The 18730-nt window shown below is 36.2% G+C and carries 10 protein-coding genes and 3 pseudogenes; 12 read left to right on the top strand and 1 reads right to left on the bottom strand.

All coding sequences use genetic code 11. The annotated features are described in order from the left end of the window. Positions 1 to 57: 57 nt before the first annotated feature. From IG80_RS15635 to IG80_RS13925, 12 genes and pseudogenes are all read left to right on the top strand, one after another. Positions 58 to 219: a hypothetical protein gene (locus tag IG80_RS15635; RefSeq protein ID WP_198027205.1), complete on the top strand. Its 162-nt coding sequence runs from the start codon at positions 58 to 60 to the stop codon at positions 217 to 219. Between the two features lie 173 nt (positions 220 to 392). Next, positions 393 to 962 (top strand): hypothetical protein, encoded by a 570-nt coding sequence (locus IG80_RS0105935; RefSeq protein ID WP_232224338.1) that lies wholly within the window; start codon positions 393 to 395, stop codon positions 960 to 962. A 601-nt stretch (positions 963 to 1563) separates the two neighbouring features. Continuing rightward, on the top strand, positions 1564 to 2292 hold the full coding sequence (locus IG80_RS16515; RefSeq protein WP_052046121.1) for an MFS transporter: 729 nt from the start codon (positions 1564 to 1566) through the stop codon (positions 2290 to 2292). Continuing rightward, on the top strand, positions 2268 to 2870 hold the full coding sequence (locus IG80_RS16520; RefSeq protein ID WP_075553161.1) for an MFS transporter: 603 nt from the start codon (positions 2268 to 2270) through the stop codon (positions 2868 to 2870). The genes IG80_RS16515 and IG80_RS16520 overlap by 25 nt, the downstream gene beginning before the upstream one ends. A 496-nt stretch (positions 2871 to 3366) precedes the next feature. Continuing rightward, a complete protein-coding gene (locus tag IG80_RS0105950) occupies positions 3367 to 3660 on the top strand; it encodes a cupin domain-containing protein (protein WP_032112945.1) in 294 nt (97 codons plus the stop codon). Positions 3661 to 4158: 498 nt separating this feature from the next. Next, positions 4159 to 9114, top strand: a complete 4956-nt coding sequence (locus tag IG80_RS0105955) for an FAD-dependent oxidoreductase (protein ID WP_198027207.1) — start codon at positions 4159 to 4161, stop codon at positions 9112 to 9114. Positions 9115 to 10479: 1365 nt separating this feature from the next. Beyond that, positions 10480 to 12372, top strand: a complete 1893-nt coding sequence (locus IG80_RS0105960) for an F-box-like domain-containing protein (RefSeq protein WP_198027208.1) — start codon at positions 10480 to 10482, stop codon at positions 12370 to 12372. Next, positions 12315 to 15947, top strand: coding sequence for an FAD-dependent oxidoreductase (locus IG80_RS0105965; protein WP_032112948.1), 3633 nt, complete (start codon positions 12315 to 12317; stop codon positions 15945 to 15947). The genes IG80_RS0105960 and IG80_RS0105965 overlap by 58 nt, the downstream gene beginning before the upstream one ends. A 206-nt stretch (positions 15948 to 16153) precedes the next feature. Beyond that, on the top strand, positions 16154 to 16618 hold the full coding sequence (locus tag IG80_RS0105970) for a hypothetical protein (protein ID WP_032112949.1): 465 nt from the start codon (positions 16154 to 16156) through the stop codon (positions 16616 to 16618). A 216-nt stretch (positions 16619 to 16834) separates the two neighbouring features. Further along, positions 16835 to 17047 (top strand): hypothetical protein, encoded by a 213-nt coding sequence (locus tag IG80_RS0105975; RefSeq protein ID WP_084756184.1) that lies wholly within the window; start codon positions 16835 to 16837, stop codon positions 17045 to 17047. Between the two features lie 292 nt (positions 17048 to 17339). Further along, a pseudogene (locus IG80_RS16770) lies at positions 17340 to 17763 on the top strand (DUF4385 domain-containing protein). Between the two features lie 229 nt (positions 17764 to 17992). Then, a pseudogene (locus IG80_RS13925) lies at positions 17993 to 18154 on the top strand (recombinase family protein); the annotation flags it as partial. A gap of 127 nt (positions 18155 to 18281) precedes the next feature. Here the strand turns inward: IG80_RS13925 and IG80_RS16185 are convergent. Further along, positions 18282 to 18429, bottom strand: a pseudogene (locus IG80_RS16185) (IS6 family transposase); the annotation flags it as partial. Positions 18430 to 18730: the final 301 nt, after the last annotated feature.

Here is an 18730-nt window from a genome sequence, read left to right on the forward strand (position 1 = left end):
ACCCTAGAATTCGGACAGGATGTTAAGCTATAGTCCCGAGTAAAAAAGGACTAGAAAATGAGTGGAATAAGAAAACACCATAGCGCCGAACTTAAAGCCCAAGTTGCCTTGGCAGCCATTCGAAAAGAAAGATATACGGTTATAAGCTTCGCACCTGTACTTCTAAATATAGAGCTCGGCTCGTCATTAATTGTACATGGGACAGAACCATGGAATTAGATGCAGAGGTTCTCAGCGAGGATGAAAAAACAACATGCCCTAGTGTTAAAGTTCATCTAAGAGGGATGGGGCTAGTTGACATAGGAGGGTGTATTCTTCCCGAAGTAATAAAAAAGAGTAAACAAGACCAAGGAGGAAAAGAAAAGGAAGAAGAGAAGACGGCAATTTTCGGATTGTTAGGAGAAGGGGGAGGGATGTTCTCTCCCTTTAATTCGCAAGTAGGTTTGGTGTATTGGCCCAATGAAGAAGGCTCTTACATCAAAACTTTCTCTCTGGATATAAGTGATCCAAAAAGCTGGGAAACAGTAAAAGAATATATATTGTCAGAACAGTCAAAAGAACTGAGATTAACAAGAATTATAGAAAATTTAACCGAAAAATATCCTTGCTTAAAAGGAGCAAGAGGAATTGATTTGATTGTTCGCCCTACTCTTTCTTACAGTGAAGATCTTGCCCAACGCCCCCATGAGATGGTTCAAATCTGGAGTGATGGACATTGGATAAAAGCTCAATCATTGAAAGCAACTTTTGCTCCGTTAACAGCCCTGCAAGTCATTTATTGGACTTTAAAAAATGCAGAAAATCTAGGAATAACTAAAGAATTTTTATCTATTGAGACTTTCCATGCTATGACGTGGCTTGAGTTGATGTATAAATGGATGAGTCATTGGGAATTGCCTCCTAACGAAGTTCCTCAGGGCGTTATTTTACCTGATATATTTTACCTGATATATTTTGCCTGAAAAATAACCTTGATGAAGCCACATTAAGGATTCGTGCGCGCCAATGGGCAAAAGATCATAATTTACCAGAAGAAATTGCAGAGCCATAGCTAAGTTTGGCTGTTGTGCGCAAATGAATTTTAGATGAGTTTCTGCGACTCCAAAGTAGAGGAACAAAGGATCAAGCCCCAAGGAGTATATTGAGCAGATAGCTTAGTGATTGTTGTCAAGTAAATTTCTGCTGCAACTATCTCTCCCATTGAGAGGAAATCCTGTATAACTCTCCATAAATTTATCGCCCAATGGGTAATAGCTCGTATTTGTGCTGCATAGAGAGATATTACCAGATAAGATGCAAGGTATGTATGCCCGCCTCCCTATTTAGAAATGCCAATTTCAAGAAAATTAAGAGTGATTGTTTTAAGATCATAGAGGTTAAATATTTTTGCCTATACCGTAGAAAATACGGCTGTGTCCTACTTATCTTACATACAATAATGCCGTACCAGAACTGAAAGTTTTATAATAATAAATTTTTTAATATGCTTACCCTAAGAGATTCTATAGTTTTACAATAAATTGATACTCCTCTTATTAAAAAAACAAAAGAAAGAGAAGAAAAATGGAAAACAAGTCTCGTCATAACCAACCTCAAATCACTACTCCAAGTTATAAAACATTGGTGGCTTGTATGGGCGGTAATATTATTGAATGGTATGATTTTATGATTTATGGGTACCTTTCTAGTATTATGGGGCAGATCTTTTTTCCCTCATCAAGCAAAATTGCTTCTTTATTATTATCTCTGACTTTATTTGCAATTGGAGTTATTGCTCGACCTTTGGGGGGAATAGTAATAGGGCATATTGGTGATAAATTTAGTCGAAAAAATTCTTTGATGCTCTCAGTCTACCTTATGTTTGGTGCTACCGCTCTAATTGGAATTCTTCCTACTTATCATCAGATTGGTATTTTAGCCCCCATTATACTTTTCAGTTTACGAATTATACAGGGACTTGCAATGGGTGGAGAATATGCCGGAACAATGGTATTTATGATCGAGTCTGCTCCTGACAACAAGAAAGGCTTATATGGTAGCTTGGCTGCTTTGAGTTTAGTAATTGGCATGTTTCTAGGAGCCTCAATGGCAACCCTTATTCAGCAGTTGCCACAAGAAAAATTACTTCTCTGGGGCTGGAGAATCCCCTTCTTTGTGAGCGTGATTGGAATACTTTATACTTTATATATGAGAAAAAATTTGCCAGATACGCCATATTTTAATTTTATTAAAGAAAAAAACAGACCCTCACTTACCCTTTTAAAACAATGTGGCTTAATTACTGGCCTGTAATATGGAGAAGCATTTTACTACAAACAGTGCTGGCGATAGGGATGTACACCGTGACAGTATATTACGTTAATTACATTCGCGAATTTCTTTCTGCTTCTCAAACGTCTGCTTTTATATGCAACATGGGTGCTACCCTGATGTTGGGAGCCAGCGCCATTCTATCCGGTTGGTTGTCAGACTTGGTTGGACGAAAAAAGATGTTACTGAGTGCCTCTTTAATGATTTTAACGTGTGGGTTTATCTCTGTCTATTTATCGTCTCTTAAACATACATATCTGCTCTTACTAGCTCAAATGGTGCTTTCTTTTTCCATTGGGCAATTTCTAGGGGCTACACCAGCTGCTTTAGCTGAGATTTTTCCTATCCGGATCCGCTATACAGCTATTGCTTTCACAAATAACATTTGTATGGGAATTTTTGGAGGGACTGCGCCCCTTACTATTTTTTATTGGACGCACTATACCGGTGATATTTATGTGCCAGCTTATTATTTAGCAGGTGGGGCTATAGTATCATTCATTTTTGTGATGAATACTTATAAAAAGATGGCTAGGGAACCACTCTCAGAGGAAGGCTAGGAACGGTAATAAATTAGGAGAAAAAATCTTATAACCAATACAAGCTAAATTTTCATCGAAAATATCAATGAAAACTGATGTACAAAAATTCACTATTTTATAAGTTTTATATGGGTTAAATAGCTTTTGACGATATGGGATGATAAATTTAGAATGCAGACAATTTCTTTAGCATTCTTTCTGCTATCTATGAATATTAGACAAGTATTTTTTTGATTGGAAAGGTAAAGTTGGATTCTTTTTGGTGTATATAAGCAGTTGTTTAATTATTGTTTGTTCTAAAAAGCTCACAAGCTCAGGTTCTAGCTCTGAAGGAATAATAAGAATAATACCGTATTTATTACGGCATTTATTTTTCCCAAATTGGGGTAAGATGGAAAGGATCAAGTTATTAAAATTTTTAACGAACCTTGCTATTTTAGTAGGGGGATCAATATACAAAGTGCAGTTCCGATTCTTCACAATATAAAAAACAAAAATAAAGGAAGAAAAATGAATGAGTAAATTACCCTTACTTAACTTATTATCATCCATAAATGAATATGGAACCCCATTAAATATCGGAAAAGTTAATAATTCTTCTATCAACCTTATAAAGGTTAAAGGAAACATTACTTGGCATTTTCACCCCGATAGAGATAAAATGCTTGTTGTTATTAAAGGAGAATTTAAATTATTTCTTGATGACCGAGAAATAATTTTACACCCTCAGGAGGGCCTTATTATTCCTCGTGGAGTGTTGCATTCTGGTTCAGCAGATACAGAAGCCTGGGTGTTTATGGTTGGATGAACCTTCCTCTATTCATCTTGCATATTCCATTTCAAGGCAAGGAAAAATAGAGCTTGGCTATTTTAATTATTAAAGTGTGAGATTCATAAACATGGTTTCAATATTTTGATCAAAGAATCAGCTTGATAATTTTGAATAATAATTCGTTCTTTTTTAGGGTCATACATTCTACTTACTTCATCACTTTCAAATTAAGATAAATTAATGTGGAAATTTAATAAAAGACTTCCAAACCTTAAACTATTTCTAAAGAAGTAATAAGAAAACATAGGAAATATCATGCCTAGCCGTAAACATTTGAATTCTTCTTGGGTAGAGCCATTCCATTCTAGCAAGAAAAAAGAGAGACATAACTGCACCTTAATTTTTCAAAAATATGCACAATCTTTAAAGTTTTATACTTTTAAATGCACTAGCTTCTTATCCTGGAAGCAGACTTTTCAAGCCTCGATAACGGCTTGGATTCTTGTTCTATCTGGTTCAGGACTTTGTTATGGAATGCAATCAGAAGAAGGACTAACAGAGGAGCAGCATAAAGGCTTCTTAAATAAGAGCCAATATTGGGATAAAGTTATTGAAGATAAAGCAACCAATATAAAAGAGTGCTTTGAAATCGCGCAAGAGTATTTGAAAGCTTCTTTAAAGGAAGGATTAACAGAGAAACAACGTGCAGGTTTCTTAAATAAGAGCCAATATTGGTACAAAGCTGCTGAAGATAAAGCAACAGACATAGATGGTTATTTTAGAATTGCTCAAAAGTACCTGCATGTTTCTTTGATGAAGGGATTAACAAAGAAGCAGAGTGTAAGCTTCTTAAACAAGAGTCAATATTGGCACGAGAGTGCTGAAAATAAAGCAACACGCATCGATGGTTATCTTAGAATTGCTCAAAAGTACCTGAATGCTTCGGAAAAAGTGGGATTGAATGACGAGCAACGTGAGAAGTTTTTAGCTTCTGCCCAAAGTTGCTTTGCAAAGGCTGAAGGTAAAGCAACACTCATAGACGATCATCTTAGAATTGCTCAAAAGTACTTAGATGCCTTATGGCGGATGAACCTAAATGACGAGCAACGTGACAAGTTTTTAGCTTCTGCCCAAAGCTGCCTTACACGAGCTGAAGAAGATAAAGAAACAAACATAGACGATTACCTTCAAATTGCTCAAAAGTACCTGAATGCCTTATGGCAGATGAACCTAAATGACGAGCAACGTGACAAGTTTTTAGCTTCTGCCCAAAGCTGCCTTACACGAGCTGAAGGTAAAGCAACACTCATAGACGATCATCTTAGAATTGCTCAAAAGTGCTTAGATGCCTTATGGCAGATGAACCTAAATGACGAGCAACGTGACAAGTTTTTAGCTTCTGCCCAAAGCTGCCTTACACGAACTGAAAGTAAAGCAGCAAGCATATACGACTATCTTCAAATTGCTCAAGAGTATCTGAATGCTTCGGAAAAAGTGGGATTGAATGACGAGCAACGTGACAAGTTTTTAGCTTCTGCCCAAAGCTGCCTTACAGAAGCTGAAAGTAAAGCAGCAAGCATAAGCGACTATATTCAAATTGCTCAAAAGTACCTGGATGCTTCTTTGAAGGTGGAGCTAAAAAACGAGCAACGTGAGAAGTTTTTAACTTCTGCCAAAAGCTACTTTACACAAGCGGAAAGTAAAGCAACAAGCATATACAACTATCTTCAAATTGCTCAAGAGTATCTGAATGCTTCTTTGAAGGTGGAGCTAAAAAACAAGCTGCGTCACAAGTTTTTAACTTCTGCCAAAAGCTGCTTTACAGAAGCTAAAAATAAAGCAACAAACATAAGCGACTATCTTCAAATTGCTCGTGAGTATCTGGAGGCTTTTTCGAGGAAGGAGTTAAAAGACGAGCAACGTAACAAGTTTTTAGCTTCTGCCCAAAGCTGCTTTATAAAAGCTAAAAATAATAAAGCAACAAACATAAGCGACTATCTTCAAATTGCTCGTGAGTGTCTGGATATTTCTTTAAAGGTAAAACTAAAAGACGAACAACGTAACGAATTCTTTACTTTCACCTTAGGCTGCTTTACGCAAGCTGAAAGTAAAGCAACAAGCACAGATGATTATATTCAAATTGCTCAAGAGTGTCTGAACGCTTCTTTGAAGGAGGGACTAAAAAACGAGCAATGTGACAAGTTTTTAGCTTCTGCTCAAAGCTGCTTTACAGAAGCTAAAAATAAAGCAATAAGCATAGTTGATTATATTCAAATTGCTCAAAAGTGTCTGAATATTTCTTTAAAGGTAAAACTAAAAGACGAACAACATAACGAATTCTTTACGTTCACCTTAGGCTATTTTACAAAAGCTGAAAATAAAGCAACAAGCATAGATGATTATATTCAAATTGCTCAAAAGTGTCTGGATATTTCTTTAAAGGTAAAACTAAAAGACGAACAACATAATGAATTCTTTACGTTCACCTTAGGCTGTTTTACAAAAGCTGAAAATAAAGCAACAAGCGTAAACGACTATATCCAAATTGCTCAAAAATGTCTGAACGCTTCTTTGAAGGAGGGACTAAAAAACGAGCAACATAACGAATTCTTAACTTTCACCTTAAGCTGCTTTACACAAGCTGAAAGTAAAGCAACAAGCACAGATGATTATATCCAAATTGCTCAAGAGTGTCTGAACGCTTCTTTGAAGGAGGGACTAAAAAACGAGCAACGTGACAAGTTTTTAGATTCTGCCCGAAGTTGTTTTGCTAATGTTGAAAATAAAGCAACAAGCGTAAACGACTATATTCAAATTGCTCAAGGACACCTTACCACTCTGAAGACCGAAAAAAATAAACAGCTGTGCCCCAAATTCTTAGACCAACTAAAAACATGGTTTAAAAATTTTTATTGGAGGGGCGATCTTGAAGTCTATCAAGCTTTGGATATAACCAAAACTTATTTAGACTATGCCCAACTATCTAAGGTAAAAGCAGAAATACGTAGTAATATCCTTCAAGATGTAGACGATTATTGGAGAGATTTGATTGTTAGAAAAGGGAATATCCTTCAATCTTATAAGCTGGGTAAATTATACTTAAAAATAAGCAAAAATATGACCTTAGACCATCAGACCCGTGATAGTTTTTTAAACCAAGGTCTTAAAATATTTAGCGAAGCTACTGGAAAATGGGATAGCGATACTGTAACAGACCCTATCAAAGCTTATAATATTGGTAAAACATATCTAGAGATAGCTGATTTATATAAAAAATCTTTTAGAGCAAAAGAAAGGAGCTATGCTTTAAGTCAAGCGGAAAAATGCTTTGAGCGAGCAGATCAGCTTGGAGGAGTAGACCCTAAAAAGGCTTACAATCAAGCCAAACAATATCCTTGGCTTATGTATCATCATCAAGAAAGTATAGAAGAAAAAATCGCTCTTTTAAAAAAATGGTTAGAAAATACCTATGGAGAATATGGATATGCTTATTGGTTGGGTGAATATCAGTTAGAATCAGAAGGCAACCGAGCAAAAGCTTTACAATGGTTTAAGAAAGCTTTTGAGGAGAGAAGTGAAGGAAGCCCCGTGGCTGCCTATCACCTAGGGATGATTTATGCTTCCTATGCGCCTTATGAAACCCGCTGTAAATTAATATCCCGACAGTGGTTTCGACAAGGGGAACAATCGATACAAGAAAATATAAAAAAGGAATGGGAAACCAAATCCCTTACAGAGAATAGAAATGCCTACAAATATGCCTATGCCTTAAAACAGCTTTATAAAGCTCAAGGCAAAGAAATAGGTGAGTTAAGTGACGAAATAAAAACAAAAGCTTTAGATTATAAGAAAGCCTGTCAGAGTAGACCGCTTGTTAAGGGGGTTCTTGAGCCTCTTAACCTTTCTCACGAGCCTTATGAATGTGTCGTCATGGGGGGTGGACTTACCGGAATTTTATCAGCTATTCATCTTGCCAATCTTCGTAATGTAGATAACAAGCCTTTGTTCAAAGTAACACTGCTTGAAAAAGAAGCACATCTTATGTCCGGTGCGAGTATGATAGCTGGTCGATTACATTTAGGTGGGGAATATCCTTTAAATAAGGCAACCGCTCAAGATTGTCTTTACGGCGCCTCGTTATTCCGGTTGATGATCCCATATGGGTATACCGATATTCCTGCTGTTACCTATGTGATTGATAACCAAACTCAAATAGAGGCAGAACGTTCTAAGGATATAAAAGGATTAACTGCAAAGAAAATGAATAAAAGATATCAGAAAAGAGTCGTTAATCCTTATACGCACTTTTTTAGCTTTGTGAAAAACTCCACATACGAGTCTGAGTCTTTCTTTGGAGAACCATCTGATCTGGCTCGACCCTTAGGGGCTAATGAACTAAACCTTAATGGATTTGCTGGCGGGATAGTAACCCATGAAAAAGGATTAAACCCAGCTATATTGGGAGCATATTTAGAAGAGCAGCTTAAGCAAGCAGGAGTAGAAGTGAAATGCAACCAAAGAGTTAAGGAAGCTAAGGAAAAATTCTATGGATATAAGGTATATACAGATAACTCTAAGTATAGAGCTCGACTGGTTGTCAATGGTACCTGGGATAATGCTATGGAATTGGATATGAATATTCTCTCTCAGGAAAAACAAGCAACGTATCCTGATGCTCAAGTCCATATGCGAGGGATGGGTATAATAGATATAAGTCAATGTACGCTTCCTGAAATTGCAACAAAATACAAAAGAAAACAAAAAGAAAAGGAAGGCAAAGGTAAGGAAAAAGCAGAAGAAAATGAAACTGAAGAAGTAACCTTAAAAGAGAGGACGGCAATTTTTGGGTTATTGGGAGAACAAGGGGGAATGTTCTCTCCCTTTAACTCGCAAGTAGGGTTAGTGTATTGGCCAAGCAAAGAAGGATCTTACATTAAGAGCTTAACCCTAAAAAAGGATGACCCAAACGGCTGGGAAGTTGTTAAAAGATATGAAATATCGGATAAGGAAAAACAATGGAGATTAGAAAAAATTCTAGAAAATCTTCGCCAAAAATATCCTTACTTGGAAGGGGCAACAGGCATTAAATTAATTGTACGCCCCACTCTATCCTATGAAGAAGACCTGGCAAAGAGACCTCATACTATGGTTCAAGTACTAGGGGATAGAAACTGGATCAATGCCCAATCATTGAAAGCTACCTTCGCTCCTTTAACAGCACTTGAGGTTATTTATCATATTCTAGAAAATATAGAAAGCTTAGGAATAAGCGAAAAATCCTTACCAGGAGACACTCATCATGCGAGGACATGGCTGAGGTTGATGCATAATTGGATGAGTAATAAAGAGTTACCTTCTGTAGATGTTTATCAAGGCGTTATCTTACCTGAGCTATTTTGTCTTCCAAACAACATTGACGATCAGACTCTAAAGGATAAGGCGCGGCAATGGGCAAAAGACCATGATTTACCAGAAGAAATAGCAAACTAAAATCGGTAAGGAAGCATGGTTTTAGTGCAACCTATTGCTAGTTTCTGCGCGAAAGCAACATTGAATTAGTACCGATACAAGATGGTCTTACTTTTTATGGCAAAAAATACTTCTCTATTTAGATTCTATAGCTTCTTTTTCAAAGATAGGTGCTGATTAGCTCTCCTTCTTGGAACAATATTAGCGTATATTTTACGGTATTTTTGAAGTTGGATATTTAAAATATAGTAAGACCGTAATTCTAGATGGAGGTAGGATAAAAGCTTTACTATAAAATAATCAGACAGAGGTTCAAGACCCCCATACTTCAATGTTTATTGATAACCATTTATAATAATAGAAGAAACCTTCCAACAGTAAAATTTTAAATCTGGCACAGGAAAAGCTTGTGGTATTAACTAAACAGTAGGAGTTAACTCTTCGTCAGAGTTATACGTAAGTGGGAAGAGTGACTTATTTCCAAGCCTGTCGTTATGAGGGGCATGTCGGTTAAACAAATTTATGACCAGGTAAGTGAAAAAACTCATAACGTATCTTGGCCAAGTGATGCGAGATATTGGCAGGAAAGCTAGTGAGTAGATGAAACCCTTCTCTCAAAAGCTGTTGGGCAAGGCGAAGCGTTTGCTTAGCGAAATCAAAAAGATGCTATAAATTGCACAGCCTTCATGCTCCAAAGATTGAAGGAATTGTAAAGAAAAAACTGCATAAGTAGTAATGAATTTTATAACGCTATTGACCCTCCCATTGGCCACATGGAAAGTAAGGGGAAGTTGAGCAAGAATTACTTAAAAGGGGAGACTGATGATATCGTGGTTTTAGCCTGCCTTCTAGAAAGCTTTAAGGCTCTGATAAAGAGCAGCTATTGTCAAAAAAGGATTGGGTTATCTTACTGCAGAAGCAACTAAAAAACTTTTAAAATTTAACGCCATACCATAGATACAGCGTTTCTGGCCAGCCGGCATACATTATAATTGACTTTAATAAAATGCCCAGACAAGTGGTGAAAAAAGTAGGTTTTATTTATAATTGGGAGATTTTTTACCCATAGTTCCCTCAAAAGTTCCCTCAAAAAACATTATTTAACAACTAAGCTCTAAGACATAACGATATCCAACCTATTCATAATAAATAAGGAAGAAGCTTATGCCGGTAACTATTGACAAAATATATTTAAGCTTAACTACTATTTCTCGATTTCATAAAATTGTTTCCACTCACACTCATCTAATTTCCTTTATTTACTTCTTAAGCAAAAGGAGTCGGGAAAAACAAAGTCCAATCTCTTTTAGGTTACATAAGTTCTATTTGAAAAGACTAGGCATACTTATTCTTTCCAATATAATTTGGTTTAATCAAATTTGGGCCATGGACGTGCCAAATGAATTCCTTCCTTATCCTTTAACTGAAAATTCAAGCAACGTTTTAGAGCATGTTTTTTCTCATCTGAGTCCTCAAGAATTATCGCAAGTAAGGCTAGTAAACAAAAAATGGTGTGAAATTAGCCAGTTATGCCATGAGAAATTTCCTATAAATGATGTCAGGGTTGAAATACCGTCTTCATCCTCCTTACTCAATGATAGTGGATCAGAAACTAACCCAACATATAGGAAGCACCCTAGCTCTTTCAGCTGGATAAAGGACTTTCCCCTATGGGATGCTTTAGAATCAGCTCAAAAAGTGAATTGGGTAAGCAAGAAGTATCACTTTTCTATCAATGAATTTTACCAAGGAATAGGAGGTAGAAGAGATAATCTTTTGTACTACTTCAACCAAGAAATCTTAAATATGCATGATCAGGCAGGCGGTTCTCCTCACTCAGCTATTATAAACGAATTGATGCAAAAGTTAGATAGTGCAGGGATTCAAAACCATTCCCCTTTTCAGATTGCCGAAGCATATCTTGATATTGCAAAAGAATGGAGGAGGATAAATATTTCTGTTTGTTGCAAAGCTATAGACAAGGCGATAACGTGGTTAAGTTATGCTGGTAAGAAAGGTTACCCTTCCTTTGAAGTTGGGGAGGCATATAAGGAAACTGGAGATATATGCGTTAGAATAAATGGTTCCTCTCATACAGATGCTATAAACAAAAACAGGTTAAAGGTATTTATGGTGGAAAGAAATCAAGGCCATACGCCTTTTCAAACCGTCCAAGCATGTCTTTACTGGGCAAAAAAACAAGAGAAAGAAAATCCTCCTCTTTACCAAAAAGCCATAAACGAAGCAATCCAATGCTTAGACCAACCGGCAAATGAAAATATTCTTTCCTTTTTTGTTGTACTTGTACAAACATCCTTTTTTCTTGCCCAAGCACATCTTGACATTGCAAAAGAATGGGAGGAGAAAAATACTTCTGTTTACCAAAGAGTTATAAAAAGAGCGATAACATGGTTAGGACATCAGGTGAATGAGAAGGTTAATGCCTGTTTTGGTGCGCAATCATCCTTTTCTTTTGCCCAAGCATATCTTGACACTGCGCAAGAATGGGAGGAGAAAAATATTTCTGTTTGCCACCAAGCTATAAACACAGCAATACTATGGTTAGAGAGGGCGGGAAACCAGGGTCACTACCCTTCTCAAATTGGGGATGCATATTTTAAGATTGCATCAATATACAGTAGGACAAGCTCTTCCACTAAGCCACTCTTATCTTCAACTAAGCCACTCTTAAATTGGTTAAACAAGAGAGACGATCCAGGTCATCGTTTCGTTTTGATTGGAAAAGCCTATTATGAAGTTGAAACAATATGTAATAGATTAGGGTGTTCTACTCACCCACATGCAAGCTGGTTGAACACAGAGGAAAGCCAAAGGGGTAATCTCTTCGAGGTTGCAAAAGCAGCCCCTAACCCGGCAACCTTATGTGATAACGTAGGTGATTATGCTCACTTAAGTTCCCAAAAAAGTGAGCCAGAAGATTGGAAGGGAACTAATTCTTCTTTCTTTGATAAAATCCTCCCATTGGAGATAATGATACAAATATTTTCAGCATTAATGCCCAGTGATCTTTTTCAAGTCAGCCAAGTTAATAGACAATGGCACTCTATAAGCCAAGATTATACCCTTATACAAAGAGGTTGGAAAGTATGGTTTGAGGAAAAAATGATTACTCAAATACATTCGTGGGAAATGGTTTACTATTCTTTAAAATTTGCTATAAAAAATCGCAATATTGCAGGAGGCGTACAAGAATCACTTAGGTGGCAGGAAAAAAATATATATTATCCGCCAATCAGGAACCACATGATACCAGTTTAAGGATAAAACCTCCCCTAGCCAAGTATAATTACCCCTTACAAATAGGCATGAAATATTTGGAACTTCTTAATCTAGGAGGAGATTTAAAAAAGCTAGGAGGAAATATAGAAATAGGTAAAGATAAAGAAAGCAGAGTCTTTATAGGTCAAGATGGCTATTATTATTGCTTATATCATTGCTTAGATAAGGCATCTACCTACCTGTTGTTTAATAAATATAAATGTGCCTATATTTTAGATCTTTATCAAATTGGACAAAAATACTTAGATATTCTAACAAACCCTAAGCTCAAGCTAGAATCCAAAATTTCTCAAAGAACAGGTACTCCAATAATTCCTAAGCTAGAGTTCGAAATTCACCAAGAAGCTGTAAATATGTCTAATAAATGGTTTGAAGAGGCCTATGAGAAGGGAGCAATCAGTCCAGATAAATCTTATAAAATTTTTATTTCATATAGTCAATTTTTACTGCAAGGCTTACTGGAAGCAAGAAATCAGCAAAAAATTATGAAGATATGTCAAAAATGGAAAAAGAGGTCAAAAAAAGAAGATGATGAGTATTATTATTACCTAATGGGACAAATTTATTTGAAGTTTGCCGAGAGGGGAGACTATACGCGTGAAGACCGTACAGAATTCCTGCGTCAAGCAAATCAATATTTTAAAGAGATTAAAGAGATAGAAAAAATCAATCCTGACGGTTTTTTTAGTATTGGAAATCATTTTTTAGCGGTTGTCAGTACTAGTTGGCTAGGCACCCATCAAGCCTTAATTTATGCAAATAAATGGTTTAAAAAGGCACTTCGCAACCAAAAAATGACCCCCCAACAATGTTACCAACTAGCAAAGGAGATTTTCTTTATTAATAAGGGAGGTAAAAACCTTCTTCGAGGTAAGGGAGAAGCAGAGACTCGTAAAATAGCCCTAGCGTACGCAATGCAATGGTATGAGAGATCTTATAAGGGTGGTTATATAGATGCTAAAAAAGGTTATAAATTAGGTAGGTCCTGTCTAGATCAAATAATTTCTTCAGGAGATTTTAATAGGGAATATCCTTTAGATATGCTCGAATGGAGTGAGAAATGGTTTGAAAGGGGAAGAGGGGCTGGGAGACTTGATGACATTGCCCACAAATATTTAGAAATAGTAACAAGAGGCTGGAACATACCTCTACAAATAGCGATGGAAGCTCTGAGGCTAAGTGATAAGTGGTTCGAAAAGGCACACCTAGAAGAAGGTTTTGGCCTTATTACTGGGATGTCGATGTCTGAAGTAAAATTTTGGCGCGCTTATCATATGGCCAAGAAAAATAAATTAAATAATATTAAACTTCGAGAAGCAATTTTAGAAGCTGAAAATAAAGGGATAGCAAAAATAATGGCTTATCGAATTCTAGAATTATCGTTTAGCACAGGAACAACTAAAGAACAACATTTAATAATTTTGGAAGAAGCAAAAAGCTTACTTAAAGATAAGATAGAAATGTCCGCTTCTCAACTTCTAGAATTAGCGTCTACCGTAGGAATAACTAAAGAACAACGTTTAATGTTTTTGGAAGAAGCAAAAAGCTTACTTGGTGAAAGTGAATCACTGTCGGTGCAAATCCGCACCGATTTCCTTGAGATAGTCCTAAACTATTTGGGCATAGCCCAAATGGAGTGGATAAGCCACGAAGAAGGAGAAGAAGCTTTCTTCCAAGCAAAAAAATACCTTGAAACCACAAATTCAGTTACCTCCAAAACAGCAAAAAAAATAGTCAACAGCCTCCTGAAAATTATGCAAAAACAATGGATATCCCCAGCAGTTGGGAAAGAGGCCTTTCAATTAAGTCAATTCTATATGGCTAAAGGAGTTATTGAAAATTACTACAAAGAAGAATGGAAATGTTATGAGTTACTTCAGAAATATTTAGATATTGTGATGATGGACTGGGTCACGTTAGAAGTGGGAAAAGAAATTCTATTTACGGCTGAAGGCCATCTTAAAAAGATAAACAAAAGGGATAGTGAGCAAGCTTATTCTATTGCGCAAAGATACCTGAGAATTGCCAGACGTGAGTGGGTAGACGTTGAAACGGGGAGAAATGCTTTAATGAACGCTTCCCATTTCTTAAGCTGCCTTACTAAACTCCGCACTTGGCAAGCCAAGGAGATTGGTTCAAGTTTTAATTTGATTCGTAATTGTGCATGGTTAACTCCAATGATACGTAAAGAGGTCCATGAAAATGGTGTTTTTTGGCTTAAGAAATCCCATGAAAATCGTAATAAAGAAGCTGCTTATCAATTGGGTTTGTTATATTTAAATTTAGATATGTCTGAGGCTTTTAAGTTTTTTAATTTACAGATAAGATACAAATTTTCTTCTTTACAAGTAGCAGCTGCCTACCAATTAGGTAGGCTGTGCGCCTTAGCTTATCCAAATACTAAGTTAGCTACCTATTGGTTTTCTAAGGCAGAAAAATGGAAAAAAGAAGGATCTGAAAAGGAAAAATTTGGGGAGGAATTGATTAGAACTTGGCTAGAAAAGGCTGAAGAAGAAATCGAGTATGCTTACGTACTTAGGTTACTTTATAAAGTAAGACATACAGAACCTTCTGAGTCGCTTGAGAAGAAATTAAGCAACAAAGTTTTGAAGAAAGCGAAAAATTATGAAAAAGGTCTTCTTCATGGTCACCTACCGCGTCCTTTTAACATACATCAACCCTATTCATGTGTGGTTATTGGTGGAGGATTAAGTGGGGTTTTGTCAGCACTTCAATTATCTCGTTTAAAGGATAAAAATGATAATCCCTTGTTTAAGGTGACTTTGTTAGAACGTCAGCCATATCTAATGTCCGAGGCCAGTGCTGTGCCTGCTCGTCTACATTTAGGAGGGGAATATCCCCTAGATCGAACAACGGCATTAGATTGCTTATATAGCTCACTACTTTTTTGGCAAATGATCCCCCATGGATATACCAATATCCCAGCTGTCTCTTATCTTGTTCATGGCAAGACAGATCAGCAAGCAAGTTTACAACAACCAAATACTGTCCAACTAGGCACTATCAATAAGGAATATACCGCTATCCAACGTAAGTATGAAGAATGCTATTATTTCTTAACCAGTGACCCTAGCTTAGTAAATAACCCTTTTTTTGGGCCGCCAAATAGATTATTTCGCAGTCTTGAATCTAGCGAATTACCAAGTAAAGGTTTCTGTGGGGGGATTATCACCCACGAACGAGGAATAAATCCGGCCATATTGGGAGCTTACTTAGAAGAGGAATTGAGGAAAGCGGGAGTAGAGGTAAACTGTTCTCAGCCCGTTACTAAAATACGCTCTAAGCCTTATGGATATAAAGTTTATGTAGCCAAAGATAGAACTTATAAGACTTCCCAAGTTATTAATGCTACTTTTGACCATTATTTAGATTTAGATCAAGATGCTGGTGACACGCAAAGCCACGATGAAAATCTCAATGTTTTTCTTCGTGGAATGGCCGCTATTGATATTAGCGATTGTGAGATTCCTAAAGTTACATTTAGAAAAGGGGAAGAGAAGGAAGAAACGGCAATTTTTTGGGCTTATGGGTGAAAACGGGGGGATGTGCTCCCCGTTTAATAATAAATTAGCCTGGTGTTTTTTGGCCAAGCGAGAAGGGGTCTTATCTATCTTGGAGGAAAGACGAGCAAGGTAAACCAATTTATAGTTTTCCTATAACCGGTAAAAAAGTTGATAAGGCAGAGTGGAATTATCTAACTGCTTATGAAAAAAATTTGGAGATCCAAAAAGACAAGCGAATGGATCGCGCCCAAGCTATTTTAGATAATATTAAAGAAAAATATCCTTTTTTGGAAAAAGCCAAACCTGTTGATTTAATTGTCCGGCGTATCTTATCCCCTGTTATCCAAACTCAAAGGAAGTACAATATAGTTCGAAGCTTGGGACCTAATGGCAGTTTTATTCAAGCAATATCTTTAAAAGCCGTATTTGCTCCGTTAACTGCTTTAAGCGTTGTAAGGTATTCCCTAGAAAACATTAAAACTCTTAAGAGTGAAGACAATTGGGGTGAGGAAGTTAAAGATGCGAAGGCTAGGTTAGATCAAATGAAGGGGTGGATGGAAGAATGGACTGTAGAACCCTTAGGGATTAATTTGCACCCTTTATTTCGTCTTCCCTCATTAGGGGATGATAATGACCTCATTGAGAAAGGTAAAAAATGGGCAAAAGAAAGGGGACTGCCTCAAGAATTAGCTGATCAGTAAGGACAAAGATTGGGGACCACAAAAAGCCACACCACACAAACGGCTGTTTGTGTGATAGCCCTTTCCCTCTAATAAAGTGGGAAAAAGGATAAATGGTATATTTGATATATTCCCACATATTAATTTATGAATATATGTATATTTTGTATATTGCATATAAGCTCTTTATGATTTATGACTAATATCATTAATGATATTTAAAGGTATTAGTATATTATGGAAGAAATAATTTTACGTCCAGACTCAAAGGGAAGACTCAATTTAGGGGAATTGGCAAAAGGTGTTAGTAGTTACCATGTAAGAAAAGAAGAAAATGGGAAATTTACCTTAATACCATTTGTAGAAATACCTTTATCAGAAAAATGGATCTTTGATAACCAAGAGGTTTTGGAAAAGATTAAATCATCACTTTATAAACTTGAGAATTAAGTTAAATAGGTGTTTGATGGCAAATTAACATTTGCATTGTGTGTCATTCCCCAACTTGATTACAAGATAAACGATCGTTAAATTAACGTTTTCCCCATAATTTTCTTCATTATATATAGCTAAACTAGCCGTCATGTTATTTATGAAAATCAATAATGCACCTTTAAATAAAGGCTTTAGACTTATGGCAAACAAAATCTTGTCTTCTTCTAAATGAGATTATAACCCTTCCACAAAACAAAAAAAGCTCGCTCGCTGGGAACAGATAAAAACAACTTATTCATGGTCTTCAATGATTGATTATCGTAAAAATCCTGAAGAATACCGTGTAGGTAAGGGAGAACAAGGAGTTCTTATTTGTGAACCTTATAAATCAGAAATATTGCCCTATTGGCGATTTAAAAATCCAGAGATTGCTAATAAAAGTGCTAATGGAATATTTTGCTTATTTAAAAAATATTTAATTAAGTAACGATTTTGTTGGCGCAGACTTGGCACGCAAGTATTTACAAATGGGGTACACAAGAGCTAGACGATATGCCAATCATAAGGGAGGCAAAAAATATGATTCTATTTCTGGAGTAGAACTTCCTCTAAGTATAAAAGATAGCGATAAAGAAGAAAGTGCTAGAATATTCTATAGGATGTGGAAGAAGGCAGAAGCAATCCCTCAATATTGTCAAATGAAAAACGAATGGAAAGAAAGATATGGTTAAAACAATTTTGTCAAATCTATTATCTTTCATTCGCTCACCTTAGAAAAAAATTTCATGCAAAAGCCGTGTTATGTCCCGCAAATAAAAAACAGGTAAGAAGAGGCAAGGAATTATTGTCTCCTAAATTATAAATTTATAGACACCCTAATTACCGTATAATAAACTGTCTATAAAATCGTATTTAACCTAGTTAATAGACATTTTTTCTATTAATCGATTTAGAAGACATTTTTTAAAAATGGCAATGGCAGCAATGTCAGATAGAAAGGCAGTTGCACAAGATGCCGCAAAGCGCTTGGGAATTAAGACCACGACATTATATATGTATGTAAATGGTGATGGCTCAGTCAAAGAACCAGGGCAAAAATTATTAGAAGTGTTTAAATTATAGGATAAATAAGATCCAAAATATAATTCATTCTTTTAATTGAACACCACCTCTTTGCATTAAAACCAAGGCTTGGGCGCCAGAAATATTTCAAACGTTTTTCCATTTCTGGAACATAATACTGAACTCAACGGTAGAGCGTTGTATGGTCTACTTCAATCTCACGTTTTTGCATCATTTCTTTGAGATCATGGTAGCTGATTCTATATTTACAATACCATCTAACACAATTAAGGATTATCTCGCACTTGATAGTGCCGCCATTTGAAATCAGTCATCTCTTCACTCCTTCTTCTTTAGTGTAATGGGAAAGAAAATGTTGTTTGCGCCTTAACTTGGCGGTACCCCTTCGTGAAGGCGATACATTAAAACTAATCTCATGGAAAAAGAGGGGGGAATTTTATCCTTTCATTAAAGTAATAAGTAGATTATTTATGTGAAAAACATGCCTTATTCAAGGCTAATGAAAATAATAAGTTAAGCGAGCATAATAATGAAATCTTTTTCTAGTCTTCTTTTAATCTCTTCCCTCCTTATTTTAAACTTGAACGCTATGGAAAAAGAGGATGACCTCCAGGA

Origin of the sequence: Candidatus Paracaedibacter symbiosus (assembly GCF_000757605.1) — a bacterium.
GTDB classification, from domain to species: domain Bacteria; phylum Pseudomonadota; class Alphaproteobacteria; order Paracaedibacterales; family Paracaedibacteraceae; genus Paracaedibacter_A; species Paracaedibacter_A symbiosus.

Coding starts and splice junctions, on each gene's coding strand:
- IG80_RS15635 (WP_198027205.1), top strand. CDS start 58: ATGAGTGGAATAAGAAAACACCATAGCGCCGAACTTAAAGCCCAAGTT.
- IG80_RS16515 (WP_052046121.1), top strand. CDS start 1,564: ATGGAAAACAAGTCTCGTCATAACCAACCTCAAATCACTACTCCAAGT.
- IG80_RS16520 (WP_075553161.1), top strand. CDS start 2,268: ATGTGGCTTAATTACTGGCCTGTAATATGGAGAAGCATTTTACTACAA.
- IG80_RS0105950 (WP_032112945.1), top strand. CDS start 3,367: ATGAGTAAATTACCCTTACTTAACTTATTATCATCCATAAATGAATAT.
- IG80_RS0105955 (WP_198027207.1), top strand. CDS start 4,159: ATGCAATCAGAAGAAGGACTAACAGAGGAGCAGCATAAAGGCTTCTTA.
- IG80_RS0105960 (WP_198027208.1), top strand. CDS start 10,480: ATGGACGTGCCAAATGAATTCCTTCCTTATCCTTTAACTGAAAATTCA.
- IG80_RS0105970 (WP_032112949.1), top strand. CDS start 16,154: ATGGATCGCGCCCAAGCTATTTTAGATAATATTAAAGAAAAATATCCT.
- IG80_RS0105975 (WP_084756184.1), top strand. CDS start 16,835: ATGGAAGAAATAATTTTACGTCCAGACTCAAAGGGAAGACTCAATTTA.